Raw genomic sequence first — 22,836 nt, forward strand, 5'->3', positions numbered from 1 at the left:
CCGGTTACAGGCCGGAAGCATTTTTAACCAGTCCGAATACCTGCGTGTTATCGATGGTGCCGGTAAAAGTGTCCGCACCCTTTCCGATCGCACCGAGGAAGACATCGGTGCCGCCGTGCGTTTCGCTGCCGGCAGGCATTCTCACTACAGCTTCCTGATGGTAGGTGTTGCCGCTGACGGTGGCGTCGTCGAGGTTCGCCATCAGTGAGCGGCTACCCTGGGTTCGGTTCTCACCGTTGCCGAAGCCGATAATGGTGAACGGTGCGCCCTCGGCATCCTTCGCAATCGAACCGTCGGCGTAGTTCTTTACCAAGCCCAGCACACCGGCGTTGGTGGCGCTGGTCTTGCCAGTGCGCTTGGCGTAGCCGTTGAGCACCAGAGTATGGTCGTGGTCGGCGGTGACGACGATCAGGGTGTTCTTCAGCTCCGGGTCGATCTGACGCACCTTGTCAATCGCCGTTTTGATCGCCTGATCGAACGCCACCGTGTCCTGCAGCGCTTTTTTGGCGGTCGTCTCATGAAGCGCGTGGTCGATGCGGCCACCTTCCACCATCAAAAAAAAACCTTTTGAGTTCTTGCTGAGCATGTCGATTGCCTTGGATGTCATCTCGGCCAGGCTGGGCTCCTTGGATGGGTCGCGGTCGAGGTCATAGCTCATGTGACTGGAAGTAAACAAACCCAACAGGCGATTGGTGGATGCCGCGTTGATCGCGCTGAACTCGCTCGAATTGCTAACTGAGGTATAGCCCGCTGCTTTCATTTCGGTGATCAAGTCACGACCGTCGGCGCGTCTGCCGCCCTTTTCCTTAGGTAAGAAGAACTGGTTACCGCCGCCAAGCAGCACGTCCACGCCGGTGCCCAGGGCGGCATTGAAGCCAGCGCCACCTGGAACAACCGCTGCCGCAATGTCGTTCTCGAGGTCACGGTGGCAGATATGCGAGTAAGTCGATGCCGGGGTGGCATGCGTGACGCGGGTCGTGGTGACGACGCCCGTGCCCAAGCCTTGGCTCTTTGCCAGCTCAAGAAGAGAGGGGACCGGTTTGCCGTTGTTAGCGCCGCATGCGTTGCCCAGCTTGTTGCCGTTGGCATCGAGCACAGGTTCGATCGCCACCGTGTCTGCCGACATCGACAACACCTCATTGTTCATTTTTACGCCGGTCATATAGGCGGCCATTGAGGGCGCGCTGTCAGTGACCTGGGCGTCATTCGAATAAGTCTTCACGAACGCCGACTCTGGCAGCGTGTCGATGGTGAGGTCACCGTCTTCGCCGACTGCGTAGACGCGTGCCGCGGTCAATGTAGTGAGCCCCATGCCGTCCCCGAGGAAGAAGATGACGTTTTTCGGTACCGCAGCAACCGGTGCCGGCTTGGTATCGTTACTGTCACCCGACCGGTCGCATCCTGCCAAAGCCACGGCGGACATCGTCGCCACAGCGAACCATTTCATTTTCATTCCTGCTCTCCTGAATTGGAAGTCACCTCTAAAGGAGCCGGATGCTATCTAAGAAATATGACCGTTCGATGACTGCAATTGAATCGTGTGCGTGCCTCCGGGGAAATCGCGGGGTCGAAATAACAGGCCGCATACCATACAGCGAGGCAGCTAATCCGGAGCCCATTGCGGTGCCACGTTCACGCTCAGGCACGCGCCTGGGCATAAGGCGGGCTTCCAAGGAGGCCCATGAGTGGACCATTCCTATTGCTTGGCTCCAACCTATGCCAAATACGCCGATCGGCCGTAGCAATACATCTTTGCGTTGCCGCATTTGCCACACGGTCAGCTTTTCTGCTTGACTTAGCGAACGAAAATCCATAGCGTCTGGACTGGGTAGCTGTTGTACATCACAGCGTTCTTTGCGTCGAATTAACCTGCTTTTCGATATGCGCACACAACCATCCGGCCGCAAGAGCGCAGCGCATGGCCAGCGCCAGGGAGACCAGCACGACGGGCACGGCGATTACCCGCCGGACACTGCCGACGCCATTGCCGACGCGCTCGCCGACGTCAATGCCGACCACGAAGCGGCGATGCTGCGCCTGACCCAGGACCAGATGCTGGTCAACCAGGCATTGGTTGAAAAAATCTTCGCCTGCGAGCGGGCCGAGGCGGCCTTGCGCGCTTCCGAGCAAAAATTGCACAGCCTGCTGGCGCACCAGCGGGCCACGCGCGAGGACGAGCGCAAGCGCATCTCGCGCGAACTGCACGATTCGCTGGGACAGAACCTGCTGGCCCTGCGCATCGACATCGTCATGCTGCACCAGCGCACCACCAGCCGCCACTACCGCCTGCGCGACCGCATCGGCGCCGCGCTCGACAACGTCGACGTCACGCTGCGCTCGGTCAAGGAACTGCTGGGCGAACTGCGTCCGTCCGGCCTGGAACTGGGGCTCGTTGCCACGGTCGAAATGGAATTGCGCAAGTTCATGCGCGCCAGCGGCATCGCCTGCGACCTGAAAGGCGCGTCCGGCATCGACGACCTGGTCCTGGACGAGGAAGCGCTGCTCACCCTCTACCGCGCGCTGCAGGAATGCCTGAACAACGTGTTCCGCCATTCGCTGGCGAGCCGGGTCCGCGTGCGCCTGGCCGCCGCCGACGGCCTACTGACCATGTGTATCATCGACAACGGGATCGGTTTCGACCCGGGCGCGCCGCGCAAGGCGAACAGCTTCGGCCTGCTCGACCTGCAAGAACGTGTCGCCGGGCATGGCGGCGAACTGATCGTCAAAGGCGCCCGCTCGCACGGCACCGAGGTGCTGTTGAAAATTCCGGTCCTTGCTCCGTCCACGGACTCCGCCAGCCGGGCAGCGATCGGACAGAATGATGTTTTTAGACACATTCATTCACCCGGCCGGGACATGCCGTAACGATCGTCGATGGGCCATGTTGCTGCCCCAACGCCATGTCTGTACCGAACGAGTTGTTTGCGGCGTTGACTGGACGGTTCGTTCCCAGAGAAGGGAACGCAGCCTCGACGATCGCACGCCCGACGCGATCGTTTCAGTCAACCACGCCTTGCTCCTGTCCAACGCAACGGGACTGGCCGACCCGATCGGCGCCGGCGTGACGACACGTTTCCTGCAAGCGGCATTTCCCATTCACGCTACCGACAACAGTACTTAGAAGTAAGGGGCATGGCCGACAAAGTTTACCTGCGCCTGCTGGCGACGGGCGTACCCGAACTCGATACTATCCTCGGTCGTGGCTTGCCCGAGAGGTCGTTCAATGTTATCGGCGGCCCTCCCGCCAGCGGCAAGACCACATTCGCCCAGCAAATCATGTTCGGCCCTGGCACTCCCGGGCGCAAGGCGCTGTTCTTCACTGCCATGGACGGGCTGCCGGTGAAAATGCTGCGCTACCAACGCCAGTTTTCCTTCTTCCCTACGGTAGCGCGACGCGGATCGATGCCTCATCTGGCGGTTTTTATACTTGATCGACCGCCGATGTTCACTATAGAAATGAATGCACATCAACACTTTTGGTTGTTTTGACATTCATCTTTTTAAAAACATTGTCAATTAATGCATGCATTTGAGAATCTTTCGAAGCCTTTTCCACCGCCTTTTATAACAAAGAATTCTCAATAGAAACAACGACTTGTCGAGAACTTTTACAGGTAAGTACAAAGGTTAAATTGAATTACTGTAAGCAATTGATTTATCACATGAATTTTCTTCAGGCATGATGATTGCTTTACTTAAAGTTCATCCACCCCTGACGACAACTTGTCGAAAGATTAACAATGAATTTCCTCAAGAAACTAGTGTGTGCTGCAGCAATGACGCTGTGCACGACCGGTGCCGCGGTCGCGAGCCCGGTCCTGAATAATTGGGTATTCAACCCGATCGGTGGCGGCTTCGCCGGCGGCCAGGTCATCAATGAATACCTGGACATCAACGGCAATGCCTTCATCCAGTTGACCCCCACCGGCGGCACCTCGTTCTCCTTCACGGAAACAGGGGTCTTCAATATTACCCAGGCCGACAGCAATGGCCGCCTGTTCCCGCTGAACTATTCCGGCGGAAACATCACCGCGACCTTCGAGGCCAAGGGTAACGGCGACTACGGCGGCACCTTCAGCTTCGAGAGCGGTACGATCCGCATGTACCAGAACCCGGTTGACGGCCAGTACGCCGGCACCCAGGGCTTCTACGGCGCCAACCTCGGCAATGTCATCGCCGAATTCGACGTGCTCATGGGCGGCGGCGGCATCGTCGACACCAACGGCGTCCCGACCAGGAACGGCCAGGTCAGCGTCTTCGCCAAGGCCGCGCCGGGCATGCTCGACGCCGGTTACTTCTTCAACAGCAACGGCGACGACCTGTCGGAAGAAGCGATCCTGTCGTTCGCCTTCACCAACGCCAATACCCTGGGCACGCCGACGCGCCGCCTGGTCGACGAAGTGGCTTGCCAGTTCGCCGGCTTCACCGGTCCCGGCTGCGCGGGCGGCACTTACCGCAACCGTTCGAGGGAATATTTCTTCATCGGTTCGAACGGCCAGTTCAAGCTGGCGCAGGTCGCCGAAGTGCCGGAGCCGGGCTCCTTCGCCCTGTTCGGCATCGCCCTGCTGGCGGTGGGCGCGGCGTCGCGCAAGCGCGCCACGCGCTCGAAATAAGCCGGTATCAGCATGAAAAAAGCGGCCTCGGCCGCTTTTTTTACGTCGGTCACCGCGCAGCGGTCAGCGCGGCGCCGTCGGAAAGAACAGCTGCTCCCCGGCCGGCTTGAAGGCGGCGATGCGCGCCTGGCCTTCGGGCGAGGTGATCCAGTCGATCAGTTGCCGCGCGCCCCGGTAGTTCACGCCTGGATGCTTGGCCGGATTGACGGCGATGATCCCGTAGGGATTGAACATGCGCTTGTCGCCCTCGACCAGGATCGCCAGGCCGGTCTTGGCCTTGTAGGCGCCGTAGGTGGCGCGGTCGGTGAGCGTGTAGGCGCGCATTTCGGCGGCCATGTTCAGCACCTCGCCCATGCCCAGGCCGGCCGCCACATAGGCGCTGCCCGCCGGCTTGGTGCCCGCCGTCTGCCAGTAACCCTTTTCCATGACGTCGGTGCCGGAATTGTCGCCGCGCGAGATGAAGCGGGCGCCGCTGGCGGCGATCCTGGCAAACGCGGCGATCACGTCCTTGCCGCCCTTGATCCTGGCCGGGTCCGCTTCCGGGCCGACGACGATGAAGTCGTTGTACATCACGTCGCGCCGGTCGACACCCCAGCCATCGAGCACGAACTTGTCTTCCAGCTGGCGCGCATGTACCAGGGTCAGGTCGACGTCGCCGTTCTTGCCCAGCTCGAGCGCCTTGCCGGTACCGACCGAGATCACCTTGACCTTGATCCCGGTCTTGGCCTCGAAAGCGGGCAACAGCTGCGTCAGCAAGCCCGAGTTCTCGGTGCTGGTGGTGGTCGACAGGCGCAGCGTCTCCTGCGCCGTCGCCAGGGGCGAGGCGAGACTGGCGCACAGCAGTATAGCGATCAGATTACGGCGTTTCATCATGTTCTCCTTGGGATTCGTGTTTAACTGGTCGGTATTCGAGATGCCCGTCGCGCAGTTTCAAACGGCGCACGCCGGGAAGGCCGATCAGGTCGCGGTCGTGGCAGGCCATCACCACGGTGCAGCCCTGGTCGATCAGGGTCGGAATCAGCGCGATCACCTGCTCGCGCGCGGCGCCGTCGAGGTTGGCGGTCGGCTCGTCCAGCAGAAGCAGGCGCGGCTGCAGCACGCGCGCGCGCGCCAGCGCCACGCGCTGCTTCTCGCCGCCCGATAGGCGGCTCGGGTCGGTGTCGCGCAGGTAGGCCACGCCGGCCCAGTCCATCGCCTCTTCCACGATCCGGGCCACCCGCGCCTTCGATTCGCCGCGCGCGGCCAGCCCGTAGGCGATGTTCTGCGCGACGCTCGTCGAAAACATGATCGGGTGCTGGTGCACGTAGACGACGGCGCGCCGCAGCAGCGCCGGATACGGATGCAGCGTGACCGGCTTGCCCTCGAAGACGGCGCCTTCCACCTGGGCGGTCTCGAGGCCGGCGAGCACGCGCAGCAGCGTGCTTTTGCCGACCCCGTTGGCGCCGGTCAGCACATAGGCGCTGGCGGCGTCGAGACGCAAGCCGTCGATATCGAACAGCAGGCGCTCGCCGTGCCGCTTGGCGATACGCCGCACTGCCAGCAAAGCGTGTGTCTCCTGGCTCATGCCCGCCCTCCCGCCGTATGCGCCTCGCCCTGCAGCAGCATCAGCGCGCCGTTCATCAAGAGCGCCAGGGCGACCAGCACGATGCCCAGCGCGATCCCCTGCGCGAACTCGCCCTTGCTCGTCTCGAGCGCGATGGCAGTGGTGATGGTGCGCGTCTCGCCTTCGATGTTGCCGCCCACCATCAGCGCGCAGCCGACTTCCGAGATCACGCGTCCGAACCCGCTGATCACGGCCGCCATCACGCCGTAGCGCGCCTCGTGCAGCACGGTGGTCATGGTGCGCCAGCGCGAGGCGCCCAGCGCGCGCGCGGTCTCGGCATAGCGCGCATCGAGCCCCTGTACCGCCGCCAGGGTAAAGGCGAGCAGCACCGGCAGGCCGACGATGAACTGGCCGACGATGATGCCCGACTGCGAGAACAGCCACTCCAGCGGTCCGAGCGGCCCGCGCCGCGACAGCAGCAGGTACAGCAGCAAGCCGATCAGGACCGTCGGCAGCGACAGCGCGCACTGCGCCAGCCAGATCGCGATGCGCCGCCCCGGGAAGCGGTGCATGGCGATCGCGTAGCCCAGCAGCACGGCCGGCGGCGTGGCCAGCAGCAGGCCGATGATGCTGGTCTTGAGGGACACCCAGATGATGCGCCAGAGCGCGGCGTCGCCGGAAAACAGCAGCGCGAACGCGTGCACCGTGGCGTCGAACAGGGACATGCGAAGCGGTCGTTCAGGCGCTGCGCGGGACGTGCGGCAGGTCCAGCAGTTCGGGCTCGAAGACGAGCCGCTCCTGCCCGGCCAGCAGCAGGAAGTGCTTGCCGGAGCAGCGCGCCAGCAGTGACATGCCGACTTTTTCCGCCACCATGTGCCCCATCTGGGTGGTGCCCGAACGCGACAGCAGGAAGGGAATGCCCATCTGGGCGCCCTTGATGACCATTTCCGACGTCAGGCGGCCGGTCGTGTAGAACACCTTGTCGCCGCCCTCGATGCCTTCGAGCCACATCAGGCCGGCGATCGCATCGACCGCGTTGTGGCGGCCGACGTCCTCGACGAAGTACAGCAGTTCCCCGGTGTTCGAGAACAGCGCGCAGCCGTGCACCGAGCCGGCCTGCTTGTAGATCGATGACTGGGTGCGGATGGTGTCGACGATGCGGTAGACGACGCCCTGGCCGAGCTTTGCGGTATCACTCAGCGAAATAGTCTCGACCTCATCCATTAATCCGCCAAATACCGACCCTTGCCCGCAGCCGGTGGTGACGACCTTCTTCGCCGTGCGCTCTTCCACGTCGGCGATGCCGTTGCGCGTCACGACCGCCACCGCGTCCACCGCCCAGTCGACCTGCACCGAGACCACGTCCTCGATCGAGCGCACCAGCCGCTGGTTGCGCAGGTAGCCCAGGGTCAGGGCTTCGGGCGCGCCGCCAAGCGTCATCAGCGTGACCAGCTCGCGCTTGTCGACATACACCGTCAGCGGGCGCTCGGCCGGAATCGAGATCGTGGACGCGCGTCCCCGTTCGTCGAGCGCGCTCACCTCGTGCGTGAGGTGGGCGCGCGCGTCGGAGAGTTGCGGGCGGTAGCGTAACAGGTCTAGGCGGCTCATCTCGCCAATTGTGCCATGCCGGCGAGGATTTGGCCGCCACCATAGCTGCTCTGGTGCGCAACCTCCCCGCCCGGCGTGACCTTGATCGCGCAGTACTTGAACTCCGGGATCTTCCCGAACGGGTCGAGCGCGGCGTTCGTGAGGCGGTTGATCGCCGCCTCGTAGTAGCAGAATGGAACGAAGATGGCGCCCACCGGCGAGCTGTCGTCGGCGCGCGCATACAGCACCACTTCACCGCGGCGCGATGCGATCGTGATCGGCGCGCCCGGCGTGATGCCCATGCGTTCCATGTCCAGCGGGTGCACCAGCGCGACCGGATCGGGCTCGATGGCATCGAGCACCGAGGCGCGGCGCGTCATGCTGCCGGTATGCCAGTGTTCCAGCTGGCGGCCGGTGATCAGGATGAGCGGATACTCGGCATCCGGACGCTCGTCGGCCGGGATGATGTCGGCCGGGACGAAGCGCGCCTTGCCCCCTTCGCGCGGGAACAGTTCGGTAAACACGACCGGCTGGCCGACGTCGCCCTCGTTCACGCACGGGTAGACCACGGCGCCATTCTTTTCCAGGCGGTCCCAGGTGATGCCGCCGATGCTGGCCATCGTGTGGCGCATCTCGTCGAACACTTCCGACACGTGGCCGTAGTTCCACGGCAGGCCGAGCCGGTTCGCGATCTGCTGGATGATCCACAGGTCCTGCTTCGCGTCGCCCGGCGGTTCGATCGCCTGGCGGCCCAGCTGCACGAGGCGGTCGGTATTGGTGAAGGTACCGGTTTTTTCCGGGAAGGCCGAGGCAGGCAGGATCACGTCGGCCAGGTAGGCCGTCTCGGTCAGGAAGATATCCTGCACCACCAGGTGTTCGAGCGCGGCCAGCGAGGCGCGCGCGTGGTTCGCATCCGGGTCCGACATGGCCGGGTTCTCGCCCATGATGTACATGCCCTTGATCTGGCCATGGTCGATCGCGTCCATGATCTCGACCACGGTCAGGCCCGGCTTCGGATCGAGCGTCGCGCCCCAGGCGGCTTCGAACCTGGCACGCGCCACCGGATTGTCGACGCGCTGGTAATCGGGCAGCATCATCGGAATCAGGCCGGCGTCGGACGCGCCCTGCACGTTGTTCTGGCCGCGCAGCGGATGCAGGCCGGTGCCGGGACGGCCGATCTGGCCCGTCATCAGGGCCAGCGCGATCAGGCAGCGCGCGTTGTCGGTGCCGTGGACGTGCTGCGACACGCCCATGCCCCACAGGATCATCGATCCCTTCGAGGTCGCATACAGGCGCGCCACGTAGCGGATGGTCTCGGCATCGATGCCGCAGATCGGCGCCATCGCTTCCGGACTGTACTCGGCCACGTTCGCTTCCAGCTGCTCGTAGCCGATGGTGCGGCTGGCGATGAAGGCTTCGTCGACCAGCTTTTCGGTGACGATCACGTGCATCATCGCGTTGAGCAGGGCGACGTCGGTGTCCGGCTTGAACTGCAGGTAGCGGTGCGCATGGCGCGCCAGCTCGGAACGGCGCGGGTCGAGCAGGATCAGCTTGGCGCCGGTACGTACGGCGTTCTTGATCCAGGTGGCTGCCACCGGGTGGTTCACGGTCGGGTTGGCGCCGATGATGACGATGACTTCGGCGCGCGTCACGTCCATCACCGGGTTCGAGACCGCGCCCGAGCCGATACCTTCGAGCAAGGCCGAGACCGACGAGGCGTGGCACAGGCGGGTGCAATGGTCGACGTTGTTGGTGCCGAAGCCGGTCCGCACCAGCTTCTGGAACAGGTACGCTTCCTCGTTGCTGCCCTTGGCCGAGCCGAAGCCGGCCAGCGCATTGCCGCCGTGGGTGTCGCGGATCGTCGCCAGCTTGCCGCCGGCCAGCGCCAGTGCTTCTTCCCAGGTCGCTTCGCGGAACACTTCCAGCACGCGGTCCGGGTCCATCGTGAAGTCGCCGGTCTTGGGCATGCCTGCGCGGCGGATCAGCGGTTTCGTGAGGCGGTGCGGGTGGTGCGCGTAGTCGAAGCCGTAGCGGCCCTTGACGCACAGGCGGCTCTGGTTGGCCGGGCCGTCGCGACCTTCGACGAACAGGATCTTGTTGTCCTTGACGTTGTAGGTCAGCTGGCAGCCGACGCCGCAGTACGGGCAGACCGAGTCGACCTGCTTGTCGGGCACGCTCAAGGCCACTTCGCGTGCCGGCATCAGGGCGCCGGTCGGGCAGGCTTGCACGCATTCGCCGCAGGCCACGCAGGTCGACGCCCCCATCGGGTCGTCCTGGTCGAACACGATCTTGGCGCCTTCGCCGCGGAAGGCCAGGCCGATGACGTCGTTGACCTGCTCGTCGCGGCAGGCGCGCACGCAGCGCGTGCACTGGATGCAGGCGTCGAGGTTGACGGTAATGGCCGCGTGGGTGTCGTCGCGCTGCGGCTGGGGCCGCGTGCGCGGGAAGCGCGACAGGCCCAGGCCGAGTTTTTCGGCCCAGACGTCGACATCGTTCTTGCGCGTGTACTCGGCTTCCGGCATGTCGGCCAGCAGCAGTTCGAGCACCATCTTTTGCGATGCGAGCGCGCGCGGGCTATCGGTGCTGACCTTCATGCCGGCGGTTGGATTGCGGCAGCAGGACGGGGCGAGCACGCGCTCGCCGTCGATCTCGACCATGCAGGAGCGGCAGTTGCCGACGGCTTCATAGCCCTCCTTGTAGCACAGGCGCGGGATCTCGATGCCCTCGCGGTCCGCGACTTCGATGATGGTCTCGTGCGGCAGCGCCGCCACCAGGCGGCCGTTGAGTTCGAATGCGACGGTAGGAGTCATTGCGTTCATGGCGGTAACCTTTACTGAGCTTTACTGAGCTTTACTGAGCTTTACTGAGCTTCACTGAGCTTTACCTAGCCAGCTCGTGCGGGAAGTATTTGATGACGCAGTCGAAAGGATTCGGTGCGGCCTGGCCCAGGCCGCAGATCGACGCGTCGCGCATGACCTGCGACAGCTCGCCCAGCAGCGGCACGTCCCAGACGGGCTTGCGGATGATGTCGAGCGCCTTGGCGGTGCCGTTGCGGCAGGGCGTGCACTGGCCGCAGGACTCGTCCTTGAAGAAAGCCAGGGTATTGCGCGCGGCGGCGGTGGCGCTGTCGCGGTCGGACAGCACGACGACCGCGGCCGAGCCGATGAAGCAGCCGTAGGGTTGCAAGGTATCGAAGTCGAGCGGGATGTCGCCCATCGATGCCGGCAAGATGCCGCCCGAGGCGCCGCCCGGCAGGTAGGCGTAGAAGCTGTGCCCGTCCTGCATGCCGCCGCAGAATTCCTCGATCAGTTCAGTGATCGTGATGCCGGCCGGAGCCAGCTTCACGCCCGGATTCCTGACGCGGCCCGAGACCGAGAACGAACGCAGGCCGCGGCGGCCATTGCGCCCGAAGCCGGCGAACCAGTCGCCGCCGCGTTCCAGGATCTCGCGCACCCAGTGCAGCGACTCGAAATTGTGTTCCAGCGTCGGGCGGCCGAACAGGCCCACCTGCGCCACGTAAGGCGGACGCAGGCGCGGCATGCCGCGCTTGCCCTCGATCGATTCGATCATGGCCGACTCTTCGCCGCAGATATAGGCGCCCGCGCCGCGGCGCAGGAAGATCGGCGGCATGCCCTGCACCGGCGGGTCGGCGCGCAGCTTGTCGAGCTCGGCCTCGAGCATGGCGCGGCAGCCGTGGTATTCGTCGCGCAGGTAGATATAGATGGCTTCGATGCCGACCGCCCAGGCCGCGATCAGGGCGCCTTCGAGGAAGCGGTGCGGGTCGCGTTCGAGGTACACGCGGTCCTTGAACGTGCCGGGTTCGCCTTCGTCGATGTTGATTGCCATCAGGCGTGGACCGGTTTCGTTGCGCACGATGCGCCACTTGCGGCCCAGCGGGAAGCCGGCGCCGCCGAGGCCGCGCAGGCCGGACGCTTCGAGCGTCTTGATGACGTCCTCAACCGTGTGCTCGCCGGCGGCGCAGGCGCGCAGCAGCTGGTAGCCGCCGTCCTTGCGGTAATCCATGAAGTCGACGTGGTGCGTCACCAGGTCGGTCGTCTCGCCGGCCGCGGCTTTTGCCACGACCGTCTCGACGGTGGCGTTCGGGATCGCATGCTGTCCCACCACCGCCGCCGGCGCCTGCTCGCAGCGGCCGATGCACGGCGCTTCGAGGACGCGCACCTCGCGTCCGAGCAGCGCCGGCAGCCTGGCCAGCAGTTCCTGGGCGCCCGCCATCTCGCACGACAGGCCGGCGCAGACGCGCACGGTCAGCGCGGCCGGCGCCGTGCCGCCCTCCTTGACCACGTCGAAGTGGTGGTAGAAGGTGGCCACTTCGTAGACTTCGGTCTGCGCGAGGCGCATTTCCTGCGCCAGCGCGGCCATGTGCGCGCTCGACAGGCAGCCGAAGCGGTCCTGGATCTTGTGCAGGTGTTCGATCAGCAGGTCGCGCTGGCGCGATTGCGCGCCGAGCAGCGCCTGGACCTCGGCGAGCGCTTGCGGATCGACGCGGCGGCCCTTCGGGGCTTCGCGCTTGCGCTGGCGGGTCGCGCCGGCAACGGCGATCGGGATGATGGGGTGGTTCATGGGGCGTCCCATTAAATGATCAAGAATTCGGTGATGGATGCGCTACGCTGTTTCCAAGGGGTCGGACGCGTGGACGGTGCTCCCGTTCACGCGTCCGACCCGCTTCTACAGCAACTTACTTACCTGAACAATGCCGACGCCTTTTGCAGCGTCACCCAGATGCCGAACGCCAGCGGGATGCCGACAGCCAGCCAGGCGAAGGCCGTCACAGCCGGGCTGGTGGTGGCGACGCTGCCGCTGCCGCTGCCGCGGGTACCGGTCATCGTGCTGATGTCACGCTCGTGCGCCAGTTTCTTCTCGGCCGCCAGTTCTGCATCGGTCATGAAGTACTTGTCGGCCACCGGACGCAGCATTGCGTTGAGGAGGACGCCCAGCAGGACCAGGCCGGACAGGACATACATCGTCACATCATACGCTTGCGCCTTCGGCACGCCATTGGCGATCTGGTATTCGCGCAGGTAGTTGATCAGGAGCGGACCAGCCACGCCGGCAACAGCCCAGGCCGTCAACAGGCGGCCGTGGATCGCGCCCACCATCTGCGTACCGAACAGATCGGCCAGGTAGGCCGGCACGGTGGCAAAACCACCGCCATACATCGACAGGATGATACAAGCACAGGCAACAAACAAGGCCAGCTGGCCGGCTGCCGCCAGCGACGGAATCGACACGTACAGGATGAAGCCGAGCACCAGGAAGATGAAATAGGTCGCCTTGCGGCCGATGTAGTCCGAGCACGATGCCCACACGAAGCGGCCACCGATGTTAAACAGCGACAGCAGGCCGGTGAAGCCGGCGGCGATGGCCGCGATCTGACCCTTTTGCGCCGTATCGAGGTCGTTGAAGCCCACATCGACGCCGATCAGGCGGCCGCCGAACATCTCCTGGATCAGTGGCGAGGCCATGCCCAGGATGCCGATGCCGGCCGAGACGTTCAGGAACAGCACGCCCCAGACCAGCCAGAACTGCGGAATGCCCCAGACGCGGCTGGCGTGCACGTGCTTCGAGGTGATCATCGTGTTGGCCGACTTGGCCGGCGGGGTCCATCCTTCCGGCTTCCAGCCGGTGGCGGGCACGCGGTAGGTCAGCGCGCCGGCGACCATGAAGACGAAATAGATGGCAGCCAGGGCCAGGAAGGTTTCCCACACGCCGACCGAGTTGGCGGTAGCGAAATGCTTCATCAGCCTGTCGGCCAGCGGAGCGCCGATCACGGCGCCGCCGCCGAAGCCCATGATGGCCATGCCGGTCGCCATGCCGCGGCGGTCCGGGAACCATTTGATCAGGGTCGAGACGGGCGAAATGTAACCCAGGCCGAGACCGATGCCGCCGATGACGCCGGAACCGAGCCACATCAGCCAGATCTGGTGGGTATAGATGCCGAAGGCCGAGATCACCAGGCCGCCGCACCAGCACACCGCCGAGACGATGCCTGCCTTGCGCGGACCGGCGTGCTCGAGCCAGCCGCCGAACAGCCATGCTGCAAGACCGAGGAACACGAAGAACAGCGTGTACATCCAGCCGAGCATCGAAATCTTCCAGTCGCAGGTGGTCGAGAAGATCTGGGCCATGAAGCCCATGTCGGCGGCGCAGGCCACCGATTCCGTGATGCCGATGGCCTTCGACAGCGGCAGCCAGAACACCGAGAAGCCGTACGCCATGCCGATGCACAGGTGGATGGCGAGCGCCGCGGGCGGTACCAGCCAGCGGTTGAAGCCCGGCCCCGCAATCGTGCGCTCCTTACTTAGAAAATCGAATAAACCCATGTCCCCTCCGGTTTTTTTGGTTTCTGAATATGCTTTTTTGCGCATATATATCAGGCATTTTTTATTGCCTGCGGAGGTTAGCATGATGCATTTGGCCTATAAATAGGCTATTTTAAGCATATGCTAAAAGTCCACATCCGCCCGCATTGGGAAATCAGCGTCAAGGGAGAAAAGGCGCTCGACACGGCCGACCTGCTCGGCCTGTTGTTATCGATCCAGGATACGGGCTCGATTGCCCAGGCCGCAAAAAGCGTGGGCCTGTCCTACCGCTATGCCTGGGGCCTGCTGCGTTCGGCAGAAACCCTGTTCGGCGAGCAACTGCTGCAGACCGGGCGCGGACGCGGCACCCTGCTCACGCCGCTGGCGCAAAAACTGGTCTGGGCCGACCGCCGCATCGCCGCGCGCCTGTCGCCGACGCTGCACAGCCTGGCGTCCGAACTGGAAGCCGAACTCGGGCGCATGGCCGCCAACAAGATCCGCACCCTGCGCATGGACGGCAGCCACGGCTTTGCCGTCGCCGCCCTGATCAACCGCATCGACCGCGACACGCTGCCGCTCGACCTGCGCTATCGTACCAGCACCGATGCCGTGGCGGCGCTGGCGCGGCGCGAATGCGACGTGGCCGGCTTTCACATTCCACTCGGGCGTTTCCAGGCCGCCACGGCGGCCTGGTACATGCGCTGGCTCGATCCGAACCTGCATTGCCTGGTGCGCGTGGCGGGCCGCCAGCAGGGCTTGATCGTGGCGCGCGGCAATCCGCTGGGCATCACCGGCCTGGCCGACCTGGCGCGTCCCGAAGTGCGCTTCGTGAATCGGCAGGCCGGCTCCGGCACGCGCATGCTGCTCGAGATGATGCTCGCCGCCGACGGCCCGCCACTCGAATCGATCAACGGCTACAACAGCGCCGAGTTCACGCATTCGGCGGTGGCCGCCTATATCGCCAGCGGCATGGCCGACGCCGGCATCGGCATGTGCGCCGCCGCCGCCCAGTTCAAGCTCGATTTCGCGCCCCTGGTTCGCGAAGACTATTATTTCGCGCTACGCACCGATGCCGTCGACGAACCGGCCATGCAACAGTTGCTCGCCATCATGCGCGACCCCGCCTACCACCGCCTGGTGGCCGCCCTGCCCGGTTACGACGCCACCGGCACGGGCGAGCTGGTCGCGATCGCCGACGCCTTTTCGCCGCGAACATGAGGCGGGCACGGCGCAAGCGTTGCTTTCGCGCCGCGCCGCCCGGCGCACCGCATGCCCCGTCCGTCGAGCTCGTCATTACAGCCCTGCGCGCGCGCAAATAAGCAGCCTCGTCCATCGCTAGATTGGAGTCTTTGCCTGCACGGGCAAGAGGACGCCATGCTGGACAGATATTTCATCACGCTGGGCGCGCCGACCACGGCCGGCGGCAAGGTCACTTCAGGCAGCCGCTTCAGGACGATCGACGGGGCGCCGCTGGCGCTCGCCGGCGACACCTGCTGGTGCCCCGCCTGCCTGGCCGAGGGCGTCATCGTGCCCGACGGGCCTCGCCTGGACGAAACCGTCGACGGCCGCCTGCCCGCCCTGCACGACGACCTGTGCGTCTGCCAGTGCAGCCCGCCGCCACGCCTGGTCGCCGCCCAGGCCCTGGCATGCCAGTCGATCGACAGCGACTGGTATGCCGGCAAGCTTGCTGCGGCCACCGAGACGGCAGCGCGCGCCAACGCCGCCGCGATGGATCCGGACGAAGCCGACGTGCTGCCCCTGGTGCTGGTCGACCCGGACACGCACGCCCCCCTGGAAAGCGGTTCTTACCGGCTCGACCTGCCGGACGGGCCGCTCGAAGACCTGCTCGACGACCAGGGGCGCACCGAGCCGCTGGCCGCCGCGCAGCGCGCCGGCACCGTGACCTGGCTCGCGGACAAAGCCTGCACCTGAGGAGCGTCTCCATGCTGGCACGCTATGTCCCCGGAGCGCCGAACCCCTGGTTCGCACGCCACAAGTACCACGGCATTCCTGTCAACGGCAACCTCAAGCCGATCGGCGAATGCAAGCTGCACCACTGCGTCGGCCCGGCCGCCACCGTGCAGAAGGCGATCGCCGTTCCCATCCTTACGCCCGAACACCTGTGGGGCAGTTTCCAGGCGGAGGCGGAAGGCATCCTCATGGTGAATGGCAGCGTCGAGGGCAACGACCGCGAACGGAATAAACGCATCAATGCCGCCTACGCGAAGCTGTGGCTGGCCGACAACCGCTTCCAATGGGCGGGACTGGCAGCGTTCGCATCGAAGCAGGTCGGCTGCGGGCTGCTGCACTCGGCCGAGACGATCGACAAGAACCGGCTTGCGAGGCAAGCGCTATTGATGTCGATTGCTGGCGCCATGCCGGAGGCGGAGGCGGAGGCGGCGGCCGGGGCTGAAGCGGCAACGGAACTTGGGGCGGCGTATGTGTACGGAAAGCTTAGCTGCGGGAACGCGCACCTGTTTTTGGATATCTATCCACTGCACAGGTTTTTCATGGAGCGGGGGTGGGAGGAATTCAGCAGGTATCTCGCTAAAAGGCGGAACGACAAATATCCGGTGGTGTGGGCTGCCGATCCAAATACGCTGCGGTTCGGTACGCCATTTCAAGAAATCCGGGCCGGATTCGATCTCATCGAATCGGGAGATCTGGCGCCGAGCGTCGAGCGCCTTGCCCGGCATGAACAGGTGAACATTTTGCAAAAAATCATGTACAACGATCCCGTCCTGCAGAAGTTACTCGACCTGAACCAGTATGCCCTGGTCACTGGATTCCCGACTGGCGAAGCCGAAAAAATCGAACTGACACTGTCCGCCCAATGCAAGGCGAAAGAGGAATTCGCTTTTCCTTTTTCATCCAACAGATACGCCAAACTGTGGGTAGCCGAGCAGCGCATGAAGTTCGTACTGGCGGCCGCGAAACAGTTTCATGGCCTGGTGCACGGCCCCGAACGCCCCTATGTCGAGGCATCGATCCGCGCGATCGCTGCCGGTGGCGGTGTCGCATGAAGCGCCCCCGGTAAAAAACGCCCCGCGATCACGGCCTCCTTCACCGCCGCCGCTTCTTCCAGTCGTAATCCGCCCCCGTCACATCCACCCCCGGATGCCCGACCGCATCCGGGTGCTCGGAACACATGGTGATGAAGCGTACCCCCTCGCCGGCGCGCTGGCGCCGCCGCAAGTCTTCCATGAAGCCCATCGCCTTGACCATCTCGTCCGTGCCAAATCCCTGCGCATGCGGACGAGGGTCGGTTTCCTCAATAACTGTCCAATACACCATGTACATACCCTGCTCCAACAAGCGCATTTTGACGAAATTGCCGAACAGGCAACATTGTAGCAAAGTTTGCCTCCCACCACAAAACAGAAGCGCACGATTTCGATGCAGATAGCAGATATTTAGCAGAGGAAATGGATATGAAGAGAAAAAGTAGGATTAGTCCGAAATGTTCTCTATATGTTGGCCGTTTCACATAGCATGCTGCGCTGCACCGCTAGGCTAGGGCCTGTCTCATAACTAGCAGGTATTTCTCATGAACATCGACAAGCACTTCCAGCCAGAGTCCGACAACGAGCTGGCGCTGTGGGGCGGGCTCGAATGCACGGTCAACCGTGTGGGCGACCATTATTTCAGCCAGATGGAACGCAATGGCCACGCCGACCGTGTCGAAGACATCGAACGTTTCGCCTCGCTGGGGATCAAGGCGATCCGTTATCCGGTGCTGTGGGAGCGTACCGCACCGAACGGCATCGACGACGCCGACTGGTCCTGGCCGGACGCGCGCCTGCCGGCGCTGCAGCGCCTGGGCGTCACGCCGATCGTCGGTCTGATCCACCATGGCAGCGGCCCCGAACACACCAGCCTGATCGATCCGGCCTTTCCGGAAAAGCTTGCCGAGTATGCCGGCGCGGTCGCCCGGCGCTATCCCTGGGTCGCGTTCTATACCCCCGTCAACGAACCCCTGACGACGGCGCGCTTCTCCGGCCTGGCCGGCGTCTGGTATCCGCATGGGAAGAGCCACGCGACCTTTGTCCGCGCCCTGCTCAATCAATGCCGCGCGACCGTGCTGTCGATGCGCGCGATCCGCGCCGTCAACCCGGATGCCAGGCTGGTGCAAACCGACGACCTGTCGAAAACCTACAGCACGCCCGAAATGGCCTGGCTGGCGAACTTCTTCAACGAGCGGCGCTGGCTGGCCTGGGATTTCCTGTGCGGGAAAGTCGACCCCGAGCATGCGCTGTGGGGCTACCTGCTCGACTCCGGCGCCTCGCCCGACGAATTGCTCTGGTTCCGCGACAACCCCTGCCCGCCCGACATCATCGGCGTCAATTACTACGCCACCAGCGAGCGCTGGCTGGACCACCGCACCGACCGCTATCCGGCCGACCGCGTGCACGCCTACGACGGCCACCTGCATGCCGACATCGAGACCCCGCGCGCGCTGGCCACGCCGACGCCCGGCATCGGGCCGCTGCTGCAGGAAACCTGGGACCGCTACGGCTTGCCGATCGCAATCACCGAAGCCCACATCGATGCCAACCGCGAAGACCAGCTGCGCTGGCTGCTCGAGATCTGGAACGCCGCCAAGAAGATCAAGGCGAACGGCGCCGACATCCGCGCCGTCACGGTCTGGGCCCTGCTCGGCTCCTACGACTGGAATTGCCTGGTCACCGAATGCCGCGGCTATTACGAACCGGGGCCGTTCGACGTGCGCGGCCCGGTGCCGCGTCCGACCGCGGTGGCGATTTTGATGCGCGAACTGGCCAGCGGCCGTCCGCTCTCGCACCCCGTGCTGCAAGGCCAGGGCTGGTGGCGCCGCCCCGGACGCTTCCTGTGCAGGCCGGTCGCCACGCGCACGGCGGTGGCCGACATCGCGGTGCGCGGCCAGTTCAAGTCGCAACATGTCCAGCCGATCCTGATCGCGGGCGCCACCGGCACCCTCGGTTCGGCCTTCGCCCGCATCTGCGAAAAGCGCAACCTGGCGCACCACGTGCTGACGCGCCAGGAGATGGACATTACCGATCCCGCCTCGGTCGAGGCGGCGATCCAGCGCTTCAAGCCCTGGGCGATCATCAATGCCGGCGGCTATGTGCGCGTCGACGAGGCCGAGACCGACGTCGCCGGCTGCATGGACGGCAATACGCACGGCCCGACGGTGCTGGCCCTGGCCTGCATCCGCCACGCGCTGCGCTTCATGACCTTCTCGAGCGACCTGGTGTTCGATGGCGCCAAGGATACGCCGTATGTCGAATCCGATCCGGTGGCGCCGCTCGGCGTGTACGGGCGCAGCAAGGCCGAGTCCGAGCGCCGCGTCCTGGAAGCCGATCCGCAGGCCCTCGTCATACGCACCAGTTCCTTCTTCGGCCCCTGGGACCAGCACAATTTCGTCACGCAGGCGCTGGCCGCATTGCGCAGCGGCCGGCCGTTCACCGCCTCGAACGACCTGGTGGTCTCGCCGACCTACGTGCCGGACCTGGTCAACGTCAGCCTCGATTTGCTGATCGACCGCGAGCGCGGCATCTGGCACCTGACCAATGGCGAAGCCGTCACCTGGGCCGAGCTGGCGCGCAAGGCCTGCGCGGTGGCCGGCGTCGACCCGCGCGGCTTGCAGGAGCGGCCAGCCACGGAGCTGGGCCATGTGGCGGTGCGTCCGCACTACTCGGCGCTGGGCAGCGAACGCGCCCTGTTATTGCCCTCGCTCGACGATGCGCTGGCGCGCTATATCCGGGCGCTGGAAGAGCATGCGGTCGATGACGGGGAAATGGTCGGGGGCGCGGCGCATTATGCGAGCTGACAGCCGGCACGGGTGATCTTCAGCGGCGTGGAGTCCCGGCTCCACGCGCCGTTCGTGTCCGGACATGCCTGCGCCGTCGCGGCTACCGCGTCACGGCGCGAGCATCGGCGCCAGTGCCTTCCACACCAGCGGCGCCTCCATCTTCTCCATGCAATCGTGATGCCCCAGCGGGCACTCGCGCCGGCGGCAGGGAGAACAATCGATGCGCAACGACAGCGCCTGGGCAATGTCGGAAAACGGCGGCGCGTGGTCGGGGTCGGTCGGGCCATACAGCGCGATCACGGGCCGGTTCAGGCTCGACGCGATGTGCAGCAGGCCCGAATCGTTGGCCACCACGGCACCCGCGCGCGCGATCAGGGCAAAGGCTTCGTCCAGCTGCGTACGGCCGGCCAGGTTCAGCATGGCCGATGCCGCGGCGCCGGCCAGCGCCATTACCTCGTCGCAGGTCTCGCGGTCCTTGGGCGAGCCGAGCAGCGCGATCAGGGCATGCCGCTGGTGTGCCAGGATGGCCTGTGCCAGCGCGGCGAAATGGCGCGGCGGCCAGCGCTTGGCCGGGCCGAATTCGGCGCCCGGTGCGAACACGACCAGGGGCCGGTCCGGCGCCAGGCCGGCACCCGCCATGGCGGCCTCGATGCGCGCGGGCGCCACCTGCAGGCGCGGGCGCGGCGCTGGCGCCAGGGGTGCGCCCGGCGCGTTCGCCAGCGCCGCGTAGAAAGGCACCATCGGCCGCGGCGGGGTGTCGTCCAGATGCATCACGTTGATCAGGCCATAGCGCATTTCGCCCTTGTAGCCGACGCGGCGCTTGACGCCGGCCAGCCAGGGGATGAGCGCATATTTCAGGGTGTTGGGCAGCACGTAGGCGTCCGTATAGCCGCGCGCGCGCAGCACCTTCGCGTACTTCCAGCGCTCGCGCAGTTGCAGCGCCTTGTGCCGGAACGGCGTTTCGAGCACGGTGTCGACTTCCACCACCGCGCGCCAGACCGGCGCCACCGAGGGCGGCGCCAGTACGTCGATCGGGCGCTCGGGATGCCGGGCCTTCAGGCGCTGCAGCAGTGGCTGCGCCATCACGGCGTCGCCGATCCAGTTCGGCGAAATGACGAGGGTGCGTCCGTTCATGCTTCGGCCGCCGTGGCCGCGAACTGCAGCCGGTACAGGTTGGCGTACACGCCGCCCTGCGCGAGCAGCGCTTCGTGCGTGCCTTGCTCGACGATGCGGCCCTGCTCCATCACGACGATGCGGTCGGCGCGCTCGATGGTCGACAGTCTGTGCGCGATCACGATCGTGGTGCGCCCGGCCATCAGGGTGTCGAGCGCGGCCTGCACGGCGCGTTCGGATTCGTTGTCGAGCGCGGACGTCGCTTCGTCCAGGATCAGGATCGGCGCGTCCTTGTAGATGGCGCGCGCGATCGCCACGCGCTGGCGCTGGCCGCCCGACAGGCGCATGCCGTTCTCGCCGATCATCGATTCGACCCCGTCCGGCAGGCGCGCCACCACGTCCGTCAGGTGCGCCGCGCGCACCGCCGCGGCCAGGCGCTCGTAGTCGATGCGCTCCACCCCATAGGCGATATTGGCCGCCAGCGTGTCGTCGAACAGGACCACGTTCTGGCTCACCATCGCCAGCTGCGCGCGCAGGTTCGCCAGGCGCAAGTCGGTGTAAGGCACGCCGTCGAGCAGGATGCGACCGCCTTCGGGATCGTAGAAGCGCGTCACGAGGTTGACGAAGGTCGACTTGCCACCGCCCGAGATGCCGACCAGGGCCACCGTCTGGCCGGGCTGGATGTCGAGGTTGACGTCCTGCAGCGCCGGCGCAGCCGCGTTCGGATAGCGGAACACGACGTTCTCGAAGCGCAGGTGACCGCTGGCCCTGGCCAGTTCGCGCGTGCCGGTGTCGCGTTCGACCGGCGAATCCATCATCTCGAACACCGTTTCGGCGGCGGCGATCCCGCGCTGCATCGGCCCGTTCACCTCGGCCAGCGATTTGAGCGGCGTGAGCAGCATCAGCATCATCGTCACGAACTGGGTGAATTCGCCGACTGTCATGTTGGCGCGGATCGCCAGCACGATCACCAGCGACAGCGTCATGGCCGTGGCAACCTGGGTGATCGGCGTGGTGGCGGCGAAAGCGACGGTGCTGCGCTGGGAAAAGCCGCGCAGCGCTTCGCTGCGGGTGTCGAAGCGCTGGCGCTCGTAGCGCTCGCCGGAGAACACGCGGATCACCTGGTGACCGCGCGCCGCTTCCTCGACCACTTGCGTCATTTCGCCGGTGACGCGCTGGTTCTCGCGGTGCATCTGGCGCAGGCGCTTGGTGGTGGTGCGCACGATGCCGGCGGTCAGCGGCATGACGACGATCGCGACCAGGGTCAGGCGCCAGTTCAGGTAGAGCAGCGTGCCGAGCAGGCCGATCACCACCAGCACGTCGCGCACGCAGGCGACGAAAACCGAGTTGATCATGTCGACCACCTGGCGCACGTCGTTGATCACGGTGTTGATGATCTTGCCGGTCGACTCTTCATGAAAACGCGCCACCGGCAGGCGCAACAGGCGGTCGAACAGCCGTGCGCGGATATCGTTGAGCACGCGGCTGATGACCCAGTTGTTCAGGTAGGCGGTGGCGAAGGTGCCGATCCCGCGCAGGACGAAGATCGAGATCAGGACGCCGGGAATCCACCACAGGGAAAACTCGACCTTGTTCTTGAATCCCTTGTCCAGCAAGAGCTGCAAGGCCTTGCCCAGCAGCGGCTGGGTCGCCGCCGTGAGCGCCATGGCCAGCAGCGCCATGCAGGCGCGCGACCGGTAGGGTTTGATGAACGCCCACAGGCGCCTGACGATGACACTGTTTTCCAATTTTCTCTTCCGCATGCGGTGGCGGCGCCGCGGCGCCGCAAGGACTCCGGCCCGCTGGCGGGGACGGTCAGCTCGCCATTTTCGCATACTCGCGCACGCGTACGTTCGCCCGCGCGGCTGG

The 22,836-nt window shown here is 65.1% G+C and carries 19 protein-coding genes; 8 read left to right on the plus strand and 11 right to left on the minus strand.

Annotation, left to right across the window (positions count from 1 at the left end; all coding sequences use genetic code 11):
- Window positions 1-4: 4 nt before the first annotated feature.
- A complete protein-coding gene (locus ACFPOU_RS11175) occupies window positions 5-1,447 on the minus strand; it encodes an alkaline phosphatase (protein WP_465263285.1) in 1,443 nt (480 codons plus the stop codon).
- Window positions 1,448-1,881: 434 nt separating this feature from the next.
- Here ACFPOU_RS11175 and ACFPOU_RS11180 point away from each other — a divergent pair, with 434 nt between their 5' ends.
- The 4 genes from ACFPOU_RS11180 to pepA all read left to right on the plus strand — a co-directional run bounded on the left by ACFPOU_RS11180 (window position 1,882) and on the right by pepA (window position 4,613).
- Window positions 1,882-2,865 (plus strand): sensor histidine kinase, encoded by a 984-nt coding sequence (locus ACFPOU_RS11180; RefSeq protein WP_379720792.1) that lies wholly within the window; start codon window positions 1,882-1,884, stop codon window positions 2,863-2,865.
- Window positions 2,866-2,881: 16 nt separating this feature from the next.
- The gene (locus tag ACFPOU_RS11185) at window positions 2,882-3,121 is read left to right on the plus strand and encodes a hypothetical protein (RefSeq protein ID WP_379720795.1); all 240 of its coding nucleotides are present in this window, start codon (window positions 2,882-2,884) and stop codon (window positions 3,119-3,121) included.
- An 11-nt stretch (window positions 3,122-3,132) separates the two neighbouring features.
- A complete protein-coding gene (locus tag ACFPOU_RS11190) occupies window positions 3,133-3,489 on the plus strand; it encodes an RAD55 family ATPase (RefSeq protein ID WP_379720798.1) in 357 nt (118 codons plus the stop codon).
- A gap of 251 nt (window positions 3,490-3,740) precedes the next feature.
- A complete protein-coding gene (pepA, locus tag ACFPOU_RS11195; RefSeq protein ID WP_379720801.1) occupies window positions 3,741-4,613 on the plus strand; it encodes a flocculation-associated PEP-CTERM protein PepA in 873 nt (290 codons plus the stop codon).
- A 63-nt stretch (window positions 4,614-4,676) separates the two neighbouring features.
- Here the strand turns inward: pepA and ACFPOU_RS11200 are convergent, their stop codons facing one another.
- The 7 genes from ACFPOU_RS11200 to ACFPOU_RS11230 all read right to left on the minus strand — a co-directional run bounded on the left by ACFPOU_RS11200 (window position 4,677) and on the right by ACFPOU_RS11230 (window position 14,084).
- Window positions 4,677-5,483, minus strand: a complete 807-nt coding sequence (locus ACFPOU_RS11200; protein ID WP_379720804.1) for an ABC transporter substrate-binding protein — start codon at window positions 5,481-5,483, stop codon at window positions 4,677-4,679.
- Window positions 5,470-6,177, minus strand: coding sequence for an energy-coupling factor ABC transporter ATP-binding protein (locus ACFPOU_RS11205; RefSeq protein ID WP_379720807.1), 708 nt, complete (start codon window positions 6,175-6,177; stop codon window positions 5,470-5,472). Before ACFPOU_RS11205 ends, ACFPOU_RS11200 begins: the two co-directional genes overlap by 14 nt.
- Entirely contained in the window at window positions 6,174-6,881 is a 708-nt protein-coding gene (locus tag ACFPOU_RS11210) for an ABC transporter permease (protein WP_379720810.1), read from the minus strand. Before ACFPOU_RS11210 ends, ACFPOU_RS11205 begins: the two co-directional genes overlap by 4 nt.
- A gap of 13 nt (window positions 6,882-6,894) precedes the next feature.
- The gene (locus ACFPOU_RS11215; RefSeq protein WP_379720813.1) at window positions 6,895-7,764 is read right to left on the minus strand and encodes a formate dehydrogenase accessory sulfurtransferase FdhD; all 870 of its coding nucleotides are present in this window, start codon (window positions 7,762-7,764) and stop codon (window positions 6,895-6,897) included.
- Entirely contained in the window at window positions 7,761-10,562 is a 2,802-nt protein-coding gene (gene fdhF, locus ACFPOU_RS11220; RefSeq protein WP_379720816.1) for a formate dehydrogenase subunit alpha, read from the minus strand. The genes ACFPOU_RS11215 and fdhF overlap by 4 nt, the downstream gene beginning before the upstream one ends.
- Window positions 10,563-10,623: 61 nt before the next feature.
- Window positions 10,624-12,324 (minus strand): NAD(P)H-dependent oxidoreductase subunit E, encoded by a 1,701-nt coding sequence (locus ACFPOU_RS11225; protein WP_379720819.1) that lies wholly within the window; start codon window positions 12,322-12,324, stop codon window positions 10,624-10,626.
- A 119-nt stretch (window positions 12,325-12,443) separates the two neighbouring features.
- A complete protein-coding gene (locus tag ACFPOU_RS11230; RefSeq protein WP_379720822.1) occupies window positions 12,444-14,084 on the minus strand; it encodes an OFA family MFS transporter in 1,641 nt (546 codons plus the stop codon).
- 120 nt (window positions 14,085-14,204) lie between these two features.
- Here ACFPOU_RS11230 and ACFPOU_RS11235 point away from each other — a divergent pair, with 120 nt between their 5' ends.
- From ACFPOU_RS11235 to ACFPOU_RS11245, 3 genes are all read left to right on the plus strand, one after another.
- Window positions 14,205-15,281 (plus strand): substrate-binding domain-containing protein, encoded by a 1,077-nt coding sequence (locus ACFPOU_RS11235; protein WP_379720825.1) that lies wholly within the window; start codon window positions 14,205-14,207, stop codon window positions 15,279-15,281.
- 156 nt (window positions 15,282-15,437) lie between these two features.
- The gene (locus tag ACFPOU_RS11240) at window positions 15,438-15,995 is read left to right on the plus strand and encodes a PAAR domain-containing protein (protein ID WP_379720828.1); all 558 of its coding nucleotides are present in this window, start codon (window positions 15,438-15,440) and stop codon (window positions 15,993-15,995) included.
- 11 nt (window positions 15,996-16,006) lie between these two features.
- The gene (locus ACFPOU_RS11245; RefSeq protein ID WP_379720831.1) at window positions 16,007-17,086 is read left to right on the plus strand and encodes a DUF2515 family protein; all 1,080 of its coding nucleotides are present in this window, start codon (window positions 16,007-16,009) and stop codon (window positions 17,084-17,086) included.
- Between the two features lie 40 nt (window positions 17,087-17,126).
- On the opposite strand, the gene ACFPOU_RS11250 is transcribed toward ACFPOU_RS11245, so the two are convergent.
- The gene (locus tag ACFPOU_RS11250; RefSeq protein ID WP_379720834.1) at window positions 17,127-17,363 is read right to left on the minus strand and encodes a hypothetical protein; all 237 of its coding nucleotides are present in this window, start codon (window positions 17,361-17,363) and stop codon (window positions 17,127-17,129) included.
- A gap of 247 nt (window positions 17,364-17,610) precedes the next feature.
- Between ACFPOU_RS11250 and ACFPOU_RS11255 the strand changes: the two genes are divergently transcribed.
- Window positions 17,611-19,872, plus strand: a complete 2,262-nt coding sequence (locus ACFPOU_RS11255; RefSeq protein ID WP_379720837.1) for a family 1 glycosylhydrolase — start codon at window positions 17,611-17,613, stop codon at window positions 19,870-19,872.
- A gap of 90 nt (window positions 19,873-19,962) precedes the next feature.
- Here ACFPOU_RS11255 and waaF read toward each other — a convergent pair whose 3' ends face one another.
- Both waaF and msbA read right to left on the minus strand, forming a co-directional pair.
- Window positions 19,963-20,988 (minus strand): lipopolysaccharide heptosyltransferase II, encoded by a 1,026-nt coding sequence (gene waaF, locus ACFPOU_RS11260; RefSeq protein WP_379720840.1) that lies wholly within the window; start codon window positions 20,986-20,988, stop codon window positions 19,963-19,965.
- Complete coding sequence (gene msbA, locus ACFPOU_RS11265) at window positions 20,985-22,649, minus strand: lipid A export permease/ATP-binding protein MsbA (protein ID WP_379721237.1); 1,665 nt, start codon at window positions 22,647-22,649, stop codon at window positions 20,985-20,987. Before msbA ends, waaF begins: the two co-directional genes overlap by 4 nt.
- Between the last annotated feature and the right edge of the window lie 187 nt (window positions 22,650-22,836).

It is taken from the genome of Massilia jejuensis (genome assembly GCF_042656795.1).
GTDB classification, from domain to species: Bacteria; Pseudomonadota; Gammaproteobacteria; order Burkholderiales; family Burkholderiaceae_D; genus Telluria; species Telluria jejuensis.

Coding starts and splice junctions, on each gene's coding strand:
- ACFPOU_RS11175 (WP_465263285.1), bottom strand. CDS start 1,447: ATGAAATGGTTCGCTGTGGCGACGATGTCCGCCGTGGCTTTGGCAGGA.
- ACFPOU_RS11180 (WP_379720792.1), top strand. CDS start 1,882: ATGCGCACACAACCATCCGGCCGCAAGAGCGCAGCGCATGGCCAGCGC.
- ACFPOU_RS11185 (WP_379720795.1), top strand. CDS start 2,882: ATGTTGCTGCCCCAACGCCATGTCTGTACCGAACGAGTTGTTTGCGGC.
- ACFPOU_RS11190 (WP_379720798.1), top strand. CDS start 3,133: ATGGCCGACAAAGTTTACCTGCGCCTGCTGGCGACGGGCGTACCCGAA.
- pepA (WP_379720801.1), top strand. CDS start 3,741: ATGAATTTCCTCAAGAAACTAGTGTGTGCTGCAGCAATGACGCTGTGC.
- ACFPOU_RS11200 (WP_379720804.1), bottom strand. CDS start 5,483: ATGAAACGCCGTAATCTGATCGCTATACTGCTGTGCGCCAGTCTCGCC.
- ACFPOU_RS11205 (WP_379720807.1), bottom strand. CDS start 6,177: ATGAGCCAGGAGACACACGCTTTGCTGGCAGTGCGGCGTATCGCCAAG.
- ACFPOU_RS11210 (WP_379720810.1), bottom strand. CDS start 6,881: ATGTCCCTGTTCGACGCCACGGTGCACGCGTTCGCGCTGCTGTTTTCC.
- ACFPOU_RS11215 (WP_379720813.1), bottom strand. CDS start 7,764: ATGAGCCGCCTAGACCTGTTACGCTACCGCCCGCAACTCTCCGACGCG.
- fdhF (WP_379720816.1), bottom strand. CDS start 10,562: ATGAACGCAATGACTCCTACCGTCGCATTCGAACTCAACGGCCGCCTG.
- ACFPOU_RS11225 (WP_379720819.1), bottom strand. CDS start 12,324: ATGAACCACCCCATCATCCCGATCGCCGTTGCCGGCGCGACCCGCCAG.
- ACFPOU_RS11230 (WP_379720822.1), bottom strand. CDS start 14,084: ATGGGTTTATTCGATTTTCTAAGTAAGGAGCGCACGATTGCGGGGCCG.
- ACFPOU_RS11235 (WP_379720825.1), top strand. CDS start 14,205: ATGCTAAAAGTCCACATCCGCCCGCATTGGGAAATCAGCGTCAAGGGA.
- ACFPOU_RS11240 (WP_379720828.1), top strand. CDS start 15,438: ATGCTGGACAGATATTTCATCACGCTGGGCGCGCCGACCACGGCCGGC.
- ACFPOU_RS11245 (WP_379720831.1), top strand. CDS start 16,007: ATGCTGGCACGCTATGTCCCCGGAGCGCCGAACCCCTGGTTCGCACGC.
- ACFPOU_RS11250 (WP_379720834.1), bottom strand. CDS start 17,363: ATGTACATGGTGTATTGGACAGTTATTGAGGAAACCGACCCTCGTCCG.
- ACFPOU_RS11255 (WP_379720837.1), top strand. CDS start 17,611: ATGAACATCGACAAGCACTTCCAGCCAGAGTCCGACAACGAGCTGGCG.
- waaF (WP_379720840.1), bottom strand. CDS start 20,988: ATGAACGGACGCACCCTCGTCATTTCGCCGAACTGGATCGGCGACGCC.
- msbA (WP_379721237.1), bottom strand. CDS start 22,649: ATGGCGCTGCTGGCCATGGCGCTCACGGCGGCGACCCAGCCGCTGCTG.